General features: G+C 74.9%; 17 protein-coding genes. 7 read left to right on the plus strand and 10 right to left on the minus strand.

Going from position 1 to position 17,181, the window contains the following annotated elements:
* Positions 1-159: 159 nt before the first annotated feature.
* Positions 160-675 (plus strand): hypothetical protein, encoded by a 516-nt coding sequence (locus tag ACRYRX_RS06090; RefSeq protein WP_432510939.1) that lies wholly within the window; start codon positions 160-162, stop codon positions 673-675.
* Positions 676-697: 22 nt separating this feature from the next.
* On the opposite strand, the gene ACRYRX_RS06095 is transcribed toward ACRYRX_RS06090, so the two are convergent.
* Genes ACRYRX_RS06095 through ACRYRX_RS06105 form a run of 3 tightly spaced genes read right to left on the minus strand, consistent with a single transcriptional unit; the run spans position 698 to position 3,732 of the window.
* Positions 698-1,339: a hypothetical protein gene (locus tag ACRYRX_RS06095; RefSeq protein ID WP_432510940.1), complete on the minus strand. Its 642-nt coding sequence runs from the start codon at positions 1,337-1,339 to the stop codon at positions 698-700.
* A 40-nt stretch (positions 1,340-1,379) separates the two neighbouring features.
* Positions 1,380-2,063 carry a response regulator gene (locus ACRYRX_RS06100; protein WP_432510941.1) on the minus strand — a complete coding sequence of 228 codons (684 nt, stop codon included), beginning with the start codon at positions 2,061-2,063 and terminating at the stop codon, positions 1,380-1,382.
* The gene (locus ACRYRX_RS06105; RefSeq protein ID WP_432510942.1) at positions 2,056-3,732 is read right to left on the minus strand and encodes a sensor histidine kinase; all 1,677 of its coding nucleotides are present in this window, start codon (positions 3,730-3,732) and stop codon (positions 2,056-2,058) included. The genes ACRYRX_RS06100 and ACRYRX_RS06105 overlap by 8 nt, the downstream gene beginning before the upstream one ends.
* Before the next feature lie 250 nt (positions 3,733-3,982).
* Here ACRYRX_RS06105 and ACRYRX_RS06110 point away from each other — a divergent pair, with 250 nt between their 5' ends.
* Genes ACRYRX_RS06110 through ACRYRX_RS06125 form a run of 4 tightly spaced genes read left to right on the plus strand, consistent with a single transcriptional unit; the run spans position 3,983 to position 7,519 of the window.
* The gene (locus ACRYRX_RS06110; RefSeq protein ID WP_432510943.1) at positions 3,983-5,041 is read left to right on the plus strand and encodes a Bug family tripartite tricarboxylate transporter substrate binding protein; all 1,059 of its coding nucleotides are present in this window, start codon (positions 3,983-3,985) and stop codon (positions 5,039-5,041) included.
* Positions 5,038-5,577: a tripartite tricarboxylate transporter TctB family protein gene (locus ACRYRX_RS06115; protein WP_432510944.1), complete on the plus strand. Its 540-nt coding sequence runs from the start codon at positions 5,038-5,040 to the stop codon at positions 5,575-5,577. Before ACRYRX_RS06110 ends, ACRYRX_RS06115 begins: the two co-directional genes overlap by 4 nt.
* Positions 5,577-7,121 (plus strand): tripartite tricarboxylate transporter permease, encoded by a 1,545-nt coding sequence (locus ACRYRX_RS06120; protein ID WP_432510945.1) that lies wholly within the window; start codon positions 5,577-5,579, stop codon positions 7,119-7,121. Before ACRYRX_RS06115 ends, ACRYRX_RS06120 begins: the two co-directional genes overlap by 1 nt.
* The gene (locus tag ACRYRX_RS06125) at positions 7,118-7,519 is read left to right on the plus strand and encodes a universal stress protein (protein ID WP_432510946.1); all 402 of its coding nucleotides are present in this window, start codon (positions 7,118-7,120) and stop codon (positions 7,517-7,519) included. The genes ACRYRX_RS06120 and ACRYRX_RS06125 overlap by 4 nt, the downstream gene beginning before the upstream one ends.
* 24 nt (positions 7,520-7,543) lie before the next feature.
* On the opposite strand, the gene ACRYRX_RS06130 is transcribed toward ACRYRX_RS06125, so the two are convergent.
* Positions 7,544-8,209: a 5' nucleotidase, NT5C type gene (locus tag ACRYRX_RS06130; protein ID WP_432510947.1), complete on the minus strand. Its 666-nt coding sequence runs from the start codon at positions 8,207-8,209 to the stop codon at positions 7,544-7,546.
* A 199-nt stretch (positions 8,210-8,408) separates the two neighbouring features.
* Here ACRYRX_RS06130 and ACRYRX_RS06135 point away from each other — a divergent pair, with 199 nt between their 5' ends.
* Together ACRYRX_RS06135 and ACRYRX_RS06140 are read left to right on the plus strand one after the other, a co-directional pair.
* Positions 8,409-8,771, plus strand: coding sequence for a hypothetical protein (locus tag ACRYRX_RS06135; RefSeq protein ID WP_432510948.1), 363 nt, complete (start codon positions 8,409-8,411; stop codon positions 8,769-8,771).
* A gap of 214 nt (positions 8,772-8,985) precedes the next feature.
* A complete protein-coding gene (locus ACRYRX_RS06140; RefSeq protein ID WP_432510949.1) occupies positions 8,986-10,209 on the plus strand; it encodes a saccharopine dehydrogenase family protein in 1,224 nt (407 codons plus the stop codon).
* Positions 10,210-10,524: 315 nt separating this feature from the next.
* Here the strand turns inward: ACRYRX_RS06140 and ACRYRX_RS06145 are convergent, their stop codons facing one another.
* From ACRYRX_RS06145 to ACRYRX_RS06170, 6 genes are read right to left on the minus strand one after another with little or no spacing between them, the layout of a single operon-like run.
* Positions 10,525-11,985 (minus strand): aspartate ammonia-lyase, encoded by a 1,461-nt coding sequence (locus tag ACRYRX_RS06145; RefSeq protein ID WP_432510951.1) that lies wholly within the window; start codon positions 11,983-11,985, stop codon positions 10,525-10,527.
* Between the two features lie 17 nt (positions 11,986-12,002).
* Positions 12,003-13,508, minus strand: a complete 1,506-nt coding sequence (locus ACRYRX_RS06150; RefSeq protein WP_432510952.1) for an APC family permease — start codon at positions 13,506-13,508, stop codon at positions 12,003-12,005.
* Between the two features lie 45 nt (positions 13,509-13,553).
* On the minus strand, positions 13,554-14,654 hold the full coding sequence (locus tag ACRYRX_RS06155; RefSeq protein ID WP_432511048.1) for a M20 family metallopeptidase: 1,101 nt from the start codon (positions 14,652-14,654) through the stop codon (positions 13,554-13,556).
* A gap of 44 nt (positions 14,655-14,698) precedes the next feature.
* Positions 14,699-15,373, minus strand: coding sequence for a DUF1028 domain-containing protein (locus ACRYRX_RS06160; protein ID WP_432510953.1), 675 nt, complete (start codon positions 15,371-15,373; stop codon positions 14,699-14,701).
* On the minus strand, positions 15,370-15,792 hold the full coding sequence (locus ACRYRX_RS06165; RefSeq protein ID WP_432510954.1) for a RidA family protein: 423 nt from the start codon (positions 15,790-15,792) through the stop codon (positions 15,370-15,372). The genes ACRYRX_RS06160 and ACRYRX_RS06165 overlap by 4 nt, the downstream gene beginning before the upstream one ends.
* A complete protein-coding gene (locus tag ACRYRX_RS06170; protein WP_432510955.1) occupies positions 15,792-17,093 on the minus strand; it encodes a flavin-containing monooxygenase in 1,302 nt (433 codons plus the stop codon). The genes ACRYRX_RS06165 and ACRYRX_RS06170 overlap by 1 nt, the downstream gene beginning before the upstream one ends.
* Between the last annotated feature and the right edge of the window lie 88 nt (positions 17,094-17,181).

Consider the following 17,181-nt stretch of genomic DNA (forward strand, 5'->3'; position numbering starts at 1 on the left):
GGTCTCCGGTGGGCCACGCAGGGGCCGGGGCACCTGCTCGGTGGTGCAGCGGGTGGGTCGGGGTCTGGTCACGGTAGCGGGGGTGGGCGGGGGTGGCGCGGCGGAGCGGGGTGGTTGTCGGGGGGTGGATGGGGGTACGTGGTGGGCGTGGAGGATCACGTGGACGATCACGAGCGGTCGCGTTACCTGTCGGTGTACCTGAACGACCACCTGGCCGGGGCGACGGCGGGGCGGGCGCGTTTCGCGCGGTCGGCGCGGGCGCACCGGGGGTCGGTGGTGGGTGAGGCGCTGGGCCGGATCGCCGGGGAGGTGGCGCAGGACCGGCGGGTGCTGCTGCGGTGGATGCGGGTGCTGGGGGTGCGGCCGCGGTGGACGCTGGTGGCGTTGGCGCGGGCCGGGGAGGCGGTGGGGGCGTTGAAGCCGAACGGGCGGCTGGTGCGGTCCTCGCCGTTGCGGACGGTGGTGGAGCTGGAGGCGCTCGTGCTGGGGGTGCAGGGCAAGGCGGCGTTGTGGGGGGCGCTGCTGGAGCTGGGGGAACGGGGGGCGCCGTTGCCGCTGGAGGAGGTCGAGGCGCTGCTGGCGCGGGCGCGGCGGCAGGCCGTGGAGCTGGAGGAGCTGCGCCGGGCGGCGGTGCGCGACGTCCTGGCGCCCGGGGGTCCCCCGGGCCTCGGCTGAGGCCCGGGGTCCCCCAGGGGGGTCAGGGCAGCAGGTTCTTCACGACGCCGGCGGCGATCTGGCGGGGTTTCTGCTGTTCGCCCTGCTGGGAGGTCAGGACGAGCAGGACCCCGGTGAGGGCGGGGATGGACCACTGCAGGACCTTGAGGCGGCGCTGGGCGGAGGCGGTGTGCTCGTCGGTGCCGCCCGTGGGTTCGGTGGCGCCGGCGGCGGGGGTGGGGGTCTCCTTGCCGAGGCGGGCGCCTTCGATGCCGGACCAGACGGTGATGCCGAGGGCGGCGGCGGTGAGGGCGGTCTTGACGGCGGTGTTGGCGCCGGCGCCCTGCTGGGTGGCGACGCGGCCGGAGTTGCGGACGAGGAGGGCGACGTCGCCGACGAGGTGGGCGGCCAGGGCGACGCCCTGGACGGGGGCCCACTTGGCCCAGCCGGCGGCGGCGACGCGGGTGCGGTCGCCGGGGTCGCGGACGGCGGCGGCGGCGCCGTTGAGGCCGACGGCGCCCATGAGGGAGCCGCCGAACCAGGCGGCCAGGCCGACGTCGTGCAGGCTGCGGGTGAGGAGCTGTCGTCCGGCCATGAGGTTCTCCTGATCGGTGGGGCGGGTCGAGGCCGGGGTGCGGGTGCGCTGCGGCGCACCGGCCGCGACCGCGTTCGGTGTCTGGGCCACTGTGGCCCGGTGGGGGGTGGGCCGCACGCGGGAGCGCGGGTCAGCGCACCGGTTCGTAGAGCCGCTCGGGGCGTCCGGCTCCGTAGCGCAGCCGCACCCGGGCTCCGCCCTGGTCGACGAAGTGCTCGAGGTAGCGGCGCACGGCGACCCGGGACAGCCCGAGCCGGGCGGCGACCTCGCTGGCGGACAGGGCGGTGCCGGCGTCGGCGAGGGCCCGGGTGACGAGGGTGGCGGTCTCGACGCTCAGGCCCTTGGGCAGGGGGCGTCCGGCGGGTTCGGCGGGGGTCGGCACGCCCAGGGCGCGGTCGACGTCGGCCTGGCGCAGCACGCCGGTGGTCAGGGTGCGGCGGGCGGCGCGGACGTGCTGGAGGCGTTCGGTGAGCTGTTGGGCGCCGAAGGGTTTGATGAGGTAGCCGGCGACGCCGCTGCGCAGCGCGGTGCGGACGGTGTCGGCCTCGCGGGCGGCGGTGATGACGACGACGTCGACGTCGGGCCCGTCCTCGCGCAGCCGGCGCAGGACCTCCAGGCCGGGGACGTCGGGGAGGTAGAGGTCGAGCAGGACGACGTCGGGGTGAAGCCGGCGCACGAGGTCGAGGGCGCGGGTCCCGGTGCCGGCGGTGCCGACGAGCCGGCACCCGGGGGCGGCGTCCACGAACCCGCCGTGGACGGAGGCGACCATGGGGTCGTCGTCGACGACCAGCACGCGCAGCGCGTCGTCAGGCACGGGGGGCCGCCGGGGGGTGGGCGGGGAGGGTGGCGGTGAAGGTGGCGCCGCCGCGTTCGCCGCGCTGGAGGTCCAGCCGGCCGCCGCGGCGGTGGCACACCAGCTGCACGAGGGCCAGGCCGACGCCGTGGCCGCCGGGGGGCGTGTCGTGCTTGGTGGTGGTGCCGCGCCGCACGAGGTGGGTCAGGAGGTCGGGGTCGGCGCCGGGTCCGTCGTCGTGGACGCGGACGAGCGCGCCGCCAGCGCCGTCGTCGCGGACGTCGACCTCCACGGTGCCGCCCCCGGCGCCGGCGGCGGCGTCGACGGCGTTGTCGACGAGGTTGCCCACGACCGTCACGAGGTCGTCGGACAGGTCGTCGGGGACGGCGGGCAGGTGGGCGCCGGTGGCCAGGACGAGGTCGACGTCGCGCTCGTCGGCGACGCTGGTGCCGGCCAGCAGGAGGGCCGCGAGCGCGGGGTCGTGGACCTGGGTGGCGATCTGCTCGCCGCGTTCGGCGTGGCCGCGGCTGACGCGGTCGATGAAGCCGACGACGTCGTCGTAGCGGCCGAGCTGCACGAGGCCGGAGATGGTGTGCAGGCGGTTGGCGAACTCGTGGGTCTGGGCGCGCAGGGCCTGGGTGGCGGTGCGGCTGAGGCCGAGTTCGTGCTGCAGAGCGATCAGTTCGGTGCGGTCGCGCATGGTGGTGACGGTGCCGGCCGGTTCCCCGGCGGGGGTGCCGGTGCGGTGCAGGACGGTGCGGTTGAGGACGAGGAGGCGTTCGCCGGCGACGACGGGGCGGTCGTTGGGGGCGGGGTCGCGGGTGAGCAGGTCGACGACGTCGGGGGGCAGGGGCAGGGAGCGCACGGGGCGGCCGACGACGCCGGGGGGCAGGTCGAGCAGGTCGCGGGCGGCGTCGTTGGCGACGGTGACGACGCCGTCGTGGTCGAGGGCGACGACGCCTTCGCGGATGCCGCGCAGGACCGCTTCGCGGTGGGTGGCGAGGGAGGCGATCTCCTGGGGTTCCAGGCCGAGGGTCTGGCTCTTGACGCGGCGGGCCAGCAGCCAGGCGCCGAGGAGGCCGACGAGGGCGGACATGCCGAGGTAGGTGGCGAGGTCGGGCAGGGCGGTGCGCAGCTGGGTGTTCCAGCCGGCGGCGTCCTGGCCGACGAGGACGGCGCCGACGACGGCGCCGGGTGCGCCGCCGGTCCCCGCGCCGTCGGTCTGCACGCCGTCGTCGGCGAGGACGGGGACGCGGGCGGCGGTGGTGGTGCGGTCGCCGAGGAGGACCTGCCCCAGCCAGGACGGGTCGTCGGCGGGGCCGTGGGGGGCGGCGGGCAGCGTCGTGCCCTGCAGGCGGGGGTCGGCGGGGGAAGCGGTGACGCGGCCGTCGGGGGTGGCCAGGAGCAGGACCGCGACGTCGGAGGTGGTGCGCAGCTGCTCGGCGGTGGCGGTGAGCGCGGTGGCGGTGGTGAGCCCGCGGGCGGTGTCGGCGAGCTGGCGGCGGACCAGGGGCAGGGACGCGACGTACTCGGCGACCTGCCGGACGCGGCGTTCCTGGGCGTCCTGGGAGGCCTGGCGGGACTGGGTGACGGACACGGCGCCGACGCCGACGAGGACGACGGTGAACAGCAGGACCTGCACGACGAGGATCTGCCCGGCCAGGCTGCTGCGGGGGCGGGGTCTGCGCACCGGTGCACCTCCTCGTACGGGTCCCGGTGGTCCGCTGCCCCGCCGGGTGGGCAGCACCTTACGGCGGCGCCCGCCGGGGTCGGTGCCGTCGGGGGCCGGGCGCGTGCGACCACAAGGACCGCAAGGACCATCGCGACCGCAAGGGTGACGGGGGTGGTGGTGGGCGGCAGCATCCTGGGCGACGGGTCGGCCGCGGCTGCCCGTCCGCGGGGGCCGGCCGGTCCCGGCGCAGGCCGTCGACGAGGACGCCATGACCGACAACCCCTGTGATCCCCTGGCCGGTGCCGCGGCGCGCGCCGGGTCCGGCCCGGCCCGGCCCGGGTTGGGCCGGCGGGCCCTGCTCGGTGCGCTGGCCGCCGGGCCGGTGCTGCCGGCCGCCGGGTGCGGTGTGACCCGCCGCGCGGCGGCGACGGCGGACGGGCCCCTGGACCGGCTGCAGCTGCTGGTGCCCAACGCCCCCGGTGGGGGGTACGACACGACGGGCCGTTCGGCGGTGCGCGTGATGGAGGAGGTGGGTGCGGCGCGGGGGGTGGAGGTCACGAACCTCTCCGGCGCCGGCGGCACCGTGGGCCTGGCGCGCTGCGTCAGCGAGAGCGGGAACCCGCAGTTCCTGATGTCGATGGGGCTGGGGGTGGTGGGCGCCTCCTACACCAACGACGTCGACGTGACGCTGGAGCAGACCACCCCGGTCGCCCAGCTCATCGAGGAGGCCGGTGTGGTGCTGGTGCCGGCCGACTCCCCCTTCGCCACGCTGGGCGACCTCGTGGGGGCCTGGCGCTCGGGCGCGGGGTCGCTGGCGGTGGGGGGTGGTTCCTCCCCCGGCGGGCCGGACTTCCTGCTGCCGATGCAGCTGGCCGACGCCGTCGGCGTGGACCCCGCGGAGGTGAACTACGTCGTGTACGACGGCGGCGGGGACCTGCTGCCGGCCCTGCTGGGCGGTCAGATCGCCTTCGCCACCAGCGGGTACGGCGAGCTGCTGGACCAGATCACCACGGGGGCGGTGCGGGCGCTGGCGGTCTCCAGCCGGGAACGGGTCCCCGTCCTGGACGTGCCGACGCTGCGCGAGCAGGACGTGGACCTGACCTTCACCAACTGGCGCGGGCTGGTGGCCCCGCCCGACCTGGACGAGACGGAGGTGGGGCGGCTCGTGGACGCCGTGACCCGCATGCACGACTCCCCGCAGTGGCGGCAGGTGCTGACCGACAACTCCTGGACCGACGCGTTCGCCACCGGCGACGCGTTCGGGCAGTTCCTGGACGAGCAGGCCGGGCGGGTCCGCGACGTCCTGACCCGGCTGGGGCTGGTGTGAGCGCGCCGGCGGCCGGGGCCGCCGCCACGCGCGCGGGGTCGCCCTCGCCGCGGCGCCGGGACCTGTCGCAGCTGGGGGTGTGCGCGCTGCTGCTGGGGCTGGGCGCGGTGGTGCTGGCCGACGCGGCGACGCTGTCGCAGGGGCTGGTGGACGAGGGGGTCGTCGGCCCGCGGCCGGTGCCGTACGTCGTGGCCGCCGGGCTGGTGGTGACGGCCGTGGCCCTGGCCGTGGACGTGCTGCGCGGTGGGCGCGGGCAGGCCGAGGACGGCGAGGACGTCGACGCCTCCGCCGGGACCGACTGGGCCCGGCTGGGCGCGCTGGGGCTGGGGTTCGCCGCGAACGTCCTGCTGCTGGAACGCCTCGGGTGGGTCGTGTCGGCCGCGTTGTTCTTCGGTGTCACCGCCAAGGTCCTGGGCGGGCGGAGCCTGCTGCGCGCGATCGCCGTCGGTGCGGTGCTGTCGCTGGCCACCTTCTACTTCTTCTGGGTGGTGCTGGGGATCCAGCTGCCGCCCGGCCTCCTGGACGGGATCCTGTGATGGGCGACCTGGCTCTGCTGCTCGGCGGGTTCGGCGACGCGCTGACCCCCGCGAACCTCGCCTTCGCGGCGATCGGTGTCGTCCTGGGCACCGCCGTGGGTGTCCTGCCCGGCATCGGCCCGGCCATGACGGTGGCGCTGCTGCTGCCGCTGACGTACGCGCTGGAACCGACCAGCGCCCTCATCATGTTCGCCGGGATCTACTACGGCGGGATGTACGGCGGGTCCACCACCGCGATCCTGCTGAACACCCCCGGGGAGTCGTCGTCGGTGGTGACCGCGCTGGAGGGCAACGAGATGGCCCGCAGGGGCCGGGCGGCGCAGGCGCTGTCGACCGCGGCCATCGGGTCGTTCGTGGCCGGCACCATCGGCTCGGTGCTGCTGGTGGCGGCCGCGCCCCTGATGGTGGGGCTGGCGGTGAACCTCAGCGAGGGCGACTACTTCGCGCTCATGGTGCTGGCGCTGCTGGCGGTCACCGCGGTCCTGGGGTCCTCCCGGGTGCGGGGTTTCGCCTCGCTGTTCACCGGCCTGGCCATCGGCCTGGTCGGCCTGGACGCCATCAGCGGTCAGGCGCGGTTGACGTTCGGTGTGCTGCAGCTGATCGACGGCATCGACATCGTCGTCGTCGCGGTGGCGATCTTCGCCGTCGGGGAGGCGCTGTGGGTGGCTTCGCGGATGCGCCGCACCGCGGTGGAGGTCATCCCCGTCGGCCGGCCGTGGATGGGCCGGGAGGACTGGAAGCGGTCGTGGGGGCCGTGGTTGCGGGGCACCGCGTTCGGTTTCCCGTTCGGGGCCGTCCCGGCCGGCGGGGCCGAACTGCCGACGTTCCTGTCCTACGTCACCGAGCGCAAGCTGTCCAAGCACCCCGAGGAGTTCGGCCACGGGGCCATCGAGGGCGTCGCCGGGCCCGAGGCCGCCAACAACGCCTCCGCGGCGGGGACCCTGGTCCCGACCCTGGCGCTGGGCATCCCCACCAACGCCACCGCCGCGGTCCTGCTCGCCGCGCTGATCTCCTACGGGTTCCAGCCCGGCCCGCTGCTGTTCGAACGCGAACCGGACCTGGTGTGGGCGCTCATCGCCAGCCTGTTCATCGGCAACGCGCTGCTGCTGGTGCTGAACCTGCCGCTGGCGCCGGTGTGGGCGAAGCTGCTGCGCATCCCCCGCCCGTACCTGTACGCGGGGATCCTGTTCTTCGCGACGCTGGGCGCCTACGCCGCGAACCTGCAGACGTTCGACCTGTGGCTGCTGCTGGCCTTCGGGGTGCTGGGGTTCGTGATGCGCCGCTTCGGCCTGCCGGTCCTGCCGCTGATCATCGGGGTCATCATCGGCCCGCTGGCCGAGGAACGCCTGCGGACCGCGCTGACGATCTCCCGGGGCGACTGGACCGGTCTGGTCGCCGACCCGTTCTCCGTCGCCGTGTACGTCGTGGTCGCCCTCGTGGTGACGTTCCCGCTGTACCGGCGCCTGCTGCCGGCCCGGCTGCGTGCCCGCTCCACCGTCGACGTCGCCCACAGCGACCCCCAGCCCGAGGAGGCCCACCGGTGACCGTCGTCGTCGCCTACGCACCCACCCCCGAGGGGGAGGCCGCCCTGCGCGCCGGGATCGAGGAGGCCCAGCGCCGCGGGGAGGACCTGTTCGTCCTGAACGCCCCCGCCGGGACCGCGCTGGCCGAGCGGACCCACGCCTCCCCGCAGCAGCTGGAGCGGGTCCGTCAGCAGCTCGCGGGAACCGCGGTGCCCGCCCGCGTGGAGCAGCGCAGCGGGCAGGGCGACACCGCCGAGGTCGTCGTGGAGGCCCTGCACGAGCTGGGCGCCTCCGCGGTGGTCGTCGGCCACCGCCGCCGCACCCCGGTCGGCAAGCTCCTCATGGGCAGCGCGGCGCAACGCATCATCCTCGACGCGCCGTGCCCGGTGATCACCGTGAAACCCGCGCCGCACGAGTGAGCCCGCCGCGTCGGGGGCGGACCGCTACGACCGGCTGCCGGCCCCCGCCGCGGCGTCCACCCGGACCTGCCGGCGGTGGGTGTCGGCCGGGGTGCGCGCGTCCACCGACCGCGGCAGCAGCAGCGTCCCGCGGGCGGCGCGGTCGGCCTCCACGGCGTCCAGGACGGTGCGCCAGCTGGACCAGTCCAGGTGGGTGCCGGGCAGGTGCTCGTTGTACCCGGTGCGGTAGTAGACGTGCGTCCACGTCGGGGCGGCCAGCGTGCCGACGACCTGCGGCTTGTCGTCGACGAGCACGTCACCGGTGATGAGGGTCTTGTCGCGCGTGACGACCATCCGCTCGGTCCAGTGCAGCCCCAGGTGCTCCTCGACCCACTCGTACTTCTCCCGCACGCAGTGGCGGTACGCCCGCACGGGGGCGGTGCAGATCCGCACGTCGTGCCCGGCGTCGAGCATCGCCTCCAGGGCCTCGCGAGCGCCGGGCAGGGGCCGCAGGCCGCGGAAGAACCCCTCCTGGGCCGGGACGGCGCGGATGCGCTCGTGCCAGTCCGGCGGGTAGCTGTCCTCGATCCAGTAGGAGGTGGCGTCCGATCGCGGGGCCAGGGGTGCGCCGGGGTGGGTGGCGCTGAAGTGGCGGTCGAAGCCGTCGCCGAAGTCCGCCAGGACCTGGTCCTGGTCCACGAGGACGAGCATGGCGGCGGGTCCTCCTGCCGGTGCGCGGGGCGTGGTCCGTTCCCCTCCTCCATCGGCACGCCGGTGCGCGACGTGAAGCCCGGCGTCCGGCGGGGTACGCCCGAACGGCGGATCGGGTCGCGGGGGCGCGGCGCCGACGAACGGGGGGAACGGGCAGCCCACCGGGGGCTGGTGACCGTCGGCCCCGAAGGACCCCACCGTGCTGCACCACTCCCGACCCGTCGTCGCCCCGCCGGCCACCGCGGCGGAGATCAGTGCCCTGGCCCGGACGCTGGTGCGCCGCCCGGAGCTGAACCACCTGGACGACGAGTCGCTGCTGCTGCGGCTGGCGCGGACGACGGCCGTGGGGCACCTGCTGCGGTCGCGGGCGGTGGCCGCCGCCGGGGACGCGGAGCGGTTGCTGGACGCGATGCTGGTGGACGGGCGGGCGGTGGTGCTCGACGTGTCCGACCCCGTCCCGGCCGAGGGTGTCCTGGCGGTGCGCCGGCCCGCGAGCGCGCGGGACCTGCCGCGGGCGCGGGACATGGCGCGGGCGTTGGCGCCGCTGCTGGCGGGGCGCTGAGGCGGGCCGCGCAGGACCGACGAGGGCCGGGACACCGGTCGCGGCCGGTGGTCCCCGCTGACCGCGCCGGGGATCGGCGCCTGCGACGGCCCGCAGGTGCGGTGGCTGCTGCCCGGCGATCTCGTCCGGGACGACGCTCACGCACCTGCGGTGCCCGAACGGGCGGGCACGGTGACCCCGGGTGGGACCGGGGCCGGCGGGTTAGCGTGACGGCGTGGCTGGCGACGTGGACATCGTGCTGTTCGGCGCCTCCGGTTTCGTCGGGCGGCTGACCGCGGCGCACCTGGCCGCGCAGGCCCCCGCCGGCACGCGGGTCGCCCTGGCCGGCCGCTCGCGCGAGCGGCTGGCGGCCGTGGCCCGCGACCTGGGACCCGCCGCCGCGCACTGGCCGCTCCTGGTCGCCGACGCCTCCGACGAGGCGTCGTTGCGCGCGCTCGCGCAGCGGGCGCACGTGGTGGTCTCCACCGTCGGCCCCTACCTGCGGCACGGCCTGCCGCTGGTGCGGGCGTGCGCCCGCGCCGGCACCCACTACGCCGACCTGACCGGCGAGGTGCTGTTCGCGCGCGCCAGCATCGACGCCGCCGACGCGGCGGCCCGCGCCAGCGGGGCCCGGATCGTGCACTCCTGCGGTTTCGACTCGGTGCCCTCCGACCTGGCCGTGCTCCTGGCGCACCGGTGGGCGCGGGCTCACGACGCCGGGCCGCTCGCGAGCGCCACGCTGGAGGTCCTCTCAGCGCGCGGCGGGTTCAGCGGCGGCACGATCGATTCCCTGCGCCTGCAGCTGGACACCGCGCGCCGCGACGAGCGGGCGCGGGCGCGGGTGGACGACCCGTACGCCCTGAGCCCCGACCGCGCCGGTGAACCCGACCTGGGCCGCCAGCTCGACACGTTCGGCCCGCACCGGCGCGCGGCGACCGGCGACTGGGTAGCGCCGTTCGTCATGGCCCCGTACAACACCCGGGTGGTGCGGCGCAGCAACGCCCTGCTCGAGCACGCCTACGGCCCGCGGCTGCGCTACGCGGAGGTCGTGGCGTTCTCCGGGCGCACCGCGGCCCTGCGGGCGGCCGCGGTCGCGGGGGTGCTGGCCGGGCTCACCGGACTGCTGGCCGTCCAGCCCCTGCGGCCGCTGCTCGACCGGGCACTGCCCGCCCCCGGCACGGGCCCCAGCGAGCGCACCCGCCGCACGGGCCACTTCCGGCTGCGCCTGGACGCGCGCACGGAGTCCGGCCGCCGCGCCACCGTGACCGTCGCCGCCCAGGGCGACCCCGGCTACGCCGCGACGGCGGTCATGCTCGGGCAGAGCGCCCTGGCGCTGGCCCTCGACGGTGACCGCCTGCCCGCCCGCGCGGGGGTCCTGACCCCCGCCACGGGCATCGGGGTCCCCCTCGTGGACCGTCTGCGCCGCCAGGGGTTCACGTTCGACGTCGTCGCCGACTGACGTCGCGGGGGTCGAGGCCGTGGCCGACCTCGACGGGGCGTTCGGACCTGTTGCCCGGTCGAGCGACCCCCTCACGACCGCACCAGGCGGTCCGGCCACGTGACGAGGCTGTCGACGGATGGCTGCGCGACGCGTCGGGACCGACGGGCACCGCACGTCGACGCCTGGCACGACGGGCACCTGGTGGCCATCGCCACCGGTCAGGACACCCGGTGCCGCCCGGCCCACCGGCCGAGCTGGTCCTGCCCTCCGCACCAGCGGGGACTGCCGGGAGCCTGAGTTCTGGGGCCGACGGCGCCGGCCGTGCGGGGGGGGTCAGGCCTCACGCACGGCCGGGTCGACCGTCACGGGCAGGTTCGCCAACCGCTCGGGGCGCAGCAGCTCGTCGAGCTGTGCGCGCGTCAGCAACCCGGCCTCGGTCACGAGGTCGGGGATCGAACGGCCGGTGCCCAGCGCCTGCCCGGCGATGCGGGTGGCCGCCTCGTACCCGATCCACGGGTTCAGCGCCGTCACCAGGCCGATCGAGTGCTCCACCCGGTGCCGCAGCAGGTCCGTGTCCGTGCTGATCCCCCGCACGCACCGCTCGGTGAGGGTCAGCACGGCCTGACGGAGCTGGACGGTGGAGTCGAGCAGGGAACTGGCGATGATCGGCTCGAAGGCGTTCAGCTGCAGCTGCCCCGCCTCGGCGGCCATCGAGATGGTGACGTCGCGGCCGACCACGGCGAACGCCACCTGGTTCACCACCTCGGGGATCACCGGGTTCACCTTGCCCGGCATGATGCTCGACCCCGCCTGGACGGGGGGCAGCCGGATCTCGCCGAGGCCCGCGCGCGGCCCGGACGACAGCAGGCGCAGGTCGTTGCACACCTTGGACAGCTTGACCGCGGTCCGCTTGAGGACCCCGGACAGCTGCACGAAGGACCCGACGTCCTGGGTGGCCTCGACCAGGTCCGCGGCCGGGACCAGCGGGTGCCCGGTCAGCCGCGCCAGCTCGGTGCAGGCCAGCGCCGCGTACCCCGGCGGGGCGTTCAGCCCGGTGCCGATGGCGGTGCCGCCGAGGTTGATCTCGTGCAGCAGCTCGCACGCCTCCCCGAGGCGGTCGACGTCCTCGCGGACCATGACGGCGTAGGTGCCGAACTCCTGCCCCAGCGTCATCGGGACGGCGTCCTGCAGCTGGGTGCGGCCCGTCTTCACGACGTCGGCGAACTCGGCGGCCTTGCCCGCGAAGGCGTCGGCCAGGTCGGTCATCGCCGCCCGCAGACCGTGGACGACGTCGAGCACGGCGACCTTGACGGCCGTCGGGTAGACGTCGTTGGTGCTCTGGCCGCGGTTGACGTGCTCGAGGGGGTGCAGCACCTCGTAGCGGCCCCGCGGGTGCCCGAGGACCTCCAGCGCCAGGTTGGCGATGACCTCGTTCGCGTTCATGTTGGACGACGTGCCGGCCCCGCCCTGCACGACGTCCACGACGAACTGCCCGGCCAGCTCCCCCGCCCGCACGCGTCGGCTCGCCTCGACGATGGCGTCCGCCCGCTCCTCGTCGAGGACCCCGAGCGCTCGGTTCGCCGTCGCCGCGGCCTGCTTGACCGCGGCGAGCGCACCGACGAACTCCGGGTGGGCCGACAGGGCGCGACCGCTGATCGGGAAGTTCTCCACCGCGCGCAGGGTGTGGATGCCGTAGTAGGCGTCCGCGGGCACGTCGCGGTACCCCAGCGCGTCGTGCTCGGGCCGGACGCCGGTCCGGTCGCTCCCCCGTGCGGGGGCCGGGGGGAGTTCCACGGGGTTCCTCTCAGGGGTCAGTGCCGGACGGTGGATTCGGGTTCGGCCGGTACAGCGGTTTCCCGGGCGCCGATCGCCCGGCCCACCAGGGCCGCTGCGATCACCACGACGAGCGTCCCCACGGTGAAGAACTCGAAGCTGACGCGGCTCACTCCCCACTCCTCGAGGAAGTCGTACTCGAGTCCGAGCAGCCCTTCCAGGACACCGGGCACGACCGCCGCGATCGAGGCGAGCAGGACGAACGCGCACATGACCGAGGCGAGGGCGGTGTACCCGGTACGGCCTCCGGGCACCTCGTAGGGGCGAGGCACGTCGTCGACGAGTCGGAGCCGGATCATCGCCGGGAGGATGACGACGTAGCTGATGAGCAGCGTGGAGACGGCCTGGGTGAGCACCACGCCGAAGACGGCGGCGGCGGTGCCGTGCACCAGCAGCGTTGCCGCCGCCAGGAACACGGTCGCGACGAGGCCGGACACCACGTTCATGCGGACGGGCGTGCCGAGCCGCGCGGAGAACTCACCCAGTCTGGTGGTGAAGAAGGTCCCGTCCGCCGCGGCGACCGCCTGCATGCGGTCGGTCGCGATCATCCACGCGCTGCCCTGGGTCATGAGGGCGTAGACGAAGGCGACGGCGGTGATCGTCATCAGCGGCCCGGCCGCCGAGCCGAAGACCGCGTAGCTCTCCTCGATGGCCTGCATGACGCCGGCGTCGGCGGTTCGGTCGGCGGGCGTGACCAGGATGATGGCCAGCACCGGGGCGAGGTAGGCGATGAGGGTGATGCCCGCCCCGCGCGCGATCGCGGCGGGGGTGTCCTTCTGCGGGTCGTGCATCTCCTCCGACGCCGCGCTCGGCGCCTCGAAGCCGACGAAGGCGAACAGCGCGACGGGGACGATGGCCAGGAACCCGGCCGCGGTGGGCCTGGCCGCCGACCAGTCCACCCCGGCCGTCCCGACCTGCGCCACGTGGATGAGCGCCGTGACGGTGAGGCTCAGCAGGACGAACAGCTTGGCGTAGGCGCCGATGTTGATGAGCACCTTGCCGCGCTTGAGGCTGATGATGGCCAGCAGGATGGCGACCCAGACGAAGACCAGCTTGACGACCAGATCGCCGAGGGCGGAGGTGGGGAGCACGTACTCCGACCACACCGAGCCCGCGATGAAGGCCAGCGACCCGCCGAGCCAGATGGGGTTGGTGATCCAGTAGAGGATGACCGCGACCGAGGCCCAGGTCCTGCCGAAGGCCCGGCGGACCCACTGGTAGGGGCCGCCCTCCTCGGGGTAGGTCGAGGAGGTCTCGGCGAACACGAGCGCCGACGGGACGAGGAACGCCACTCCGATGAACGCCGACCAGACCAGCCCCTCGGGTCCCCCGGAGGCCAGGACGGCGATGCTGTCGGCGCTGATGACGGCGGCGACGATGAACAGGACGATGTCGCCGCGGCGCAACGTCTTGACGAGGCGGCTCTTCTGGACCCCGCTCGCGGCCGCGTGCAGTTCCGGCGCCCCGGGTTCTTCCTGGATCACGTGTACTCCGATTCTCGACGTTGAGCGAAGTGTGGCCGAGGGATGTTACGGCCAGGTGTCCTGCTGCGAGCCGAAGAGGTCGACGACGGTCCACGCCAGCGCGGTCGCCGCGTCGTGGACCATCGCGTCCGCCGACGCCCCGACGCACGCGGCCGCGAACCCCGGTTCGTGGTTCGCCGCGCCACGGCTGTCGACGCGCACGTAGGGGTGGATCGCCCGCACGACCTGACTGACGTTCGCCATGTCCGTCGAGGCGCGGTTCATCCGGGCCGCTCCCCCGCCGCCGACCGACGGGCGGCCCAGCGCGGTGGCGTTGGCCTCGTAGACGGCCAGCACCGCCTCATCGGTGCGGAACTCCGAGTACGGCTTGCTCTCAGGGGTGATCGTCAGGCTCGCTCCCGAGGCCAGCGCACCGGCCTCGAAGCAGCGGTTCACCCGTTCCTCGAGGACCTCCAGGTCGGCCAGGGTCTCGGCCCGGACGTACCAGCGGCCCTCGGTGCGGTCCGGGATCGCGTTCGGCGCCTGGCCGCCGTTGGTCACGATGCCGTGCACGCGTGTACCGGCCGTCAGCTGCTGGCGCAGCAGGCCGATCGCGACCTGGGCGACGACGAAGGCGTCGTTGGCGTTGACGCCCTGGTCGGGGTAGGCGCCGGCGTGGGCGGACTTCCCGCGGTACTCCACGTGCGAGTGCGCGACGGCGAAGGATTCGGCGCGGGCCACGTCGGCCGGGGCCGGGTGCGCCATGAGCGCCAGGTCCAGGCCGGCGAACGCGCCGCGCTCGAGCATCTCGATCTTCCCGCCCCCGCCCTCCTCGGCCGGGGTGCCGTAGACCTCGACGGTCAGGTCGAGGTCGTCGGCCACGGCGGCCAGCGCCCGGGCGGTGCCGACGGCGGTCGCGGAGATGAGGTTGTGCCCGCAGGCGTGCCCCAGTCCCGGCAGCGCGTCGTACTCGGCCACGATCCCGACGCGGCGCGATCCCGTCCCCGTGGTGGCGAGCACCGCGGTCGGCAGGCCGAACGCGCCGGTGGAGGCGGAGAACCCCGCGTCGGCGAGCGCGGTCGCGACCCACTCCGACGCCCGGTGCTCGGCCCAGCCGACCTCGGGGTGGGCGTGCAGCCGCTGCGCGAGGTCGACGAGCGCGGGCATCGCCTCCTCGACCACCGCGGCCACCGCAGCCTTCGCGGAGCTGGTCACCGGTCGTCCCCCGGCACCCCGTAACCGGGGGCGGCGTCGGGGTCCAGCCCGCGGGTGACGTAGTCGTCGCGTTGGGGTTCCCACACGTCGAGCAGGTCGGTGAGGTCCTCGAACGGGTGCTCGCTCCAGTCCACCCGCAGGTCGGTGACCCGCCACCCGGAACCGTTCACGACCGACAGCCCGGCCGAGTGCACCGGGCCCGCTTCACCGCCCTCGGCCATCGCGGCCCGGTAGGCGGCCAACAGGCGGCGCTCCAGCGAGCCCTCGGCGGCGAAGAAGGCCTCGACGAGCCGCTGCGGCACCTGCGGTGTGGCCAGCATGTTCCCGGCGGCGACCGCGTTGGGCACCACGTGCTCGCCCACGACCCCGAGGGCACGACCACCGGAGTGGATCGCGGTGCCTCCCGCGGCGTCGACGACGAGCAGCTGCCGCCAGTCCGCGGTCGGCTCGACCGCGACCAGACCGGCCAGCGCGTCGGCGGCGGACTCGCCCCGTTCGAGGAGGTCGAGCAGCTTCGGCCCCAGCCGGGGGTCGGTCACGTTCTGCGAGTGCACTCCCCCGACGCCGTCGCGCAGGTGCACGCACCGCGCGGCCACGGCCGGGGAGGAGGAGCTGATGACCGAGCCGAAGGCACCGGTCGTCTCGTCGCGGACGAGCAGCGAGAACGTCACTGCGCGCTCCCGGAGAGCACCGCGGTGGCGTCGATCTCGACGAGCCACTCCGGCCGGGCCAGGGAGTGCACGACGATGCCCGTCGACACCGGGAACACGCCCTTCAGCCAGCGGCCCATGGTGCGGTACACGACCTCGCGGTAGCGGACGTCGACCAGGTAGACCGTCACCTTGACGACGTCGGCGATCGACCCGCCGGCCTCCTCCATCAGCAGGGCGATGTTCGCCATGGCCTTCTCGGTCTGGGCCTCGACGTCACCGACGCCCACCGACTCACGGGTGTCGAGGTCCTGGCCGATCTGCCCGCGCAGGTACACGACGCCGTTCGCGACGACGGCCTGGCACAGGTCGTTGTCGAGGTTCTGCTCGGGGTAGGTGTCCTTCGTGTTGAAGGGGCGGATGCGGGTGTGAGTGGGCATCAAAGCGCTCCTGCCGTGGTTCGGTGGGCCGACGTGTCGTGGGCCCGGTCGTGGGCCCCGTACCCGCGCTGGATCGAGATGCTCTCGGCCAGGTAGGCCGCGTCGTGCCAGACTCCCCAGATGAAGCTGGACCCGCGGCGGGACTGCCACGGCAGGCCGAGGAAGTAGATCCCGGGTTCGCCCGACACGCCACGCGAGTGCTTCGGCCGCCCCGAATCGTCGACGGCGCCGGCGGGCAGCCAGCTGTAGTCGGAGGTGAAACCGGTCGCCCACACGATCGTGGTGACGCCCGCGGCGGCCAGGTCCAGTTCCTCGAGCGGCGCCTGCGCGTCGGCCGGCAACGGCCCCAGGACCTTGGCCTCGGGTTCCTCCGGCAGGTCCAGCCCGTTGCGCTCGACGTACGCGTCGGCCTCGGCCAGCAACCCCAGCAGGTTCGCGTCGCCGTCCTCGATGTTCTGCCGCAGGTCCGTCCCGAAGCGGACGACGCCGTCGGCGCAGGACCGGGTGCGCCCGACCAGCCGCATCCCGCCCGCCGCGAGTTCGCGGAAGTCGACGGTGTGACCGCCGCGCGCGCCGCTGACCGCGATGGTCACGTGCTCGGCCCCGGCCGGCGGCGTGGCCGTCTCCCACTTGCCCAGGACGCCGAGCCACCAGCAGAAGTCCCGGCCGCGGTAGCTGCGCGGCGGGCGGTCGTGCGGACCGACGGACAGGAACACCCGGCGGCCGGAGCGTTGCAGCTCCTCGGCGATCTGCACGCCCGACGACCCGGCGCCGACGACGAGGACGGCGCCGGCGGGAAGCTGGTCGGGGTTCTTGTACGAGCTGGAGTGGATCTGCTGCACGCCCGCGGTGCCCGGGACGATCGGCGGGATCACGGGGGTCTGGAACGCCCCCGTCGCGGCGACGACGTAGCGCGCCTGGACGGTGCCCTGCGAGGTGTCGACGGTGAACCCGGGCCGGCCGGGGTTCTTCACGACGCCGTGGACCTCGACGCCGGTGCGGACCGGGGCGTCGATCTTCTCGGCGTAGGTGGACAGGTACTGCGCGACCTGGTCCTTGGTGGCGAACCCGTCGGGGTCGACGTCGGCGAAGAGCTGGTCGAACTCCAGGCCCGGGAACCGGTCGTGCCACGCGGGGCCGTTGGCCACCAGGGAGTCCCAGCGCCCGGTGCGCCACTTCTCGGCGATCCGGTCGCGTTCGAGCACCAGGTGCGGGATCCCGCGGGCGCCGAGGTGCTCGCTCATCGCGATCCCGGCCTGGCCCGCGCCGACGACGAGGACCTCGATCTCTTCGGTGGGCACGTCGAACTCCGTTCGGTGGGTCAGGGGTGTGGAGTCTTGACGCGACCATCCTGAGCGGGACGGGCGCATCGTTCAAGCAGTCCTTTCA

The organism is Kineococcus lubricus, assembly GCF_050871965.1.
Classification (GTDB): Bacteria; Actinomycetota; Actinomycetes; order Actinomycetales; family Kineococcaceae; genus Kineococcus.

Coding starts and splice junctions, on each gene's coding strand:
- ACRYRX_RS06110 (WP_432510943.1), top strand. CDS start 3,983: ATGACCGACAACCCCTGTGATCCCCTGGCCGGTGCCGCGGCGCGCGCC.
- ACRYRX_RS06130 (WP_432510947.1), bottom strand. CDS start 8,209: ATGCTCGTCCTCGTGGACCAGGACCAGGTCCTGGCGGACTTCGGCGAC.
- ACRYRX_RS06155 (WP_432511048.1), bottom strand. CDS start 14,654: ATGCCCGCGCTCGTCGACCTCGCGCAGCGGCTGCACGCCCACCCCGAG.
- ACRYRX_RS06120 (WP_432510945.1), top strand. CDS start 5,577: ATGGGCGACCTGGCTCTGCTGCTCGGCGGGTTCGGCGACGCGCTGACC.
- ACRYRX_RS06165 (WP_432510954.1), bottom strand. CDS start 15,792: ATGCCCACTCACACCCGCATCCGCCCCTTCAACACGAAGGACACCTAC.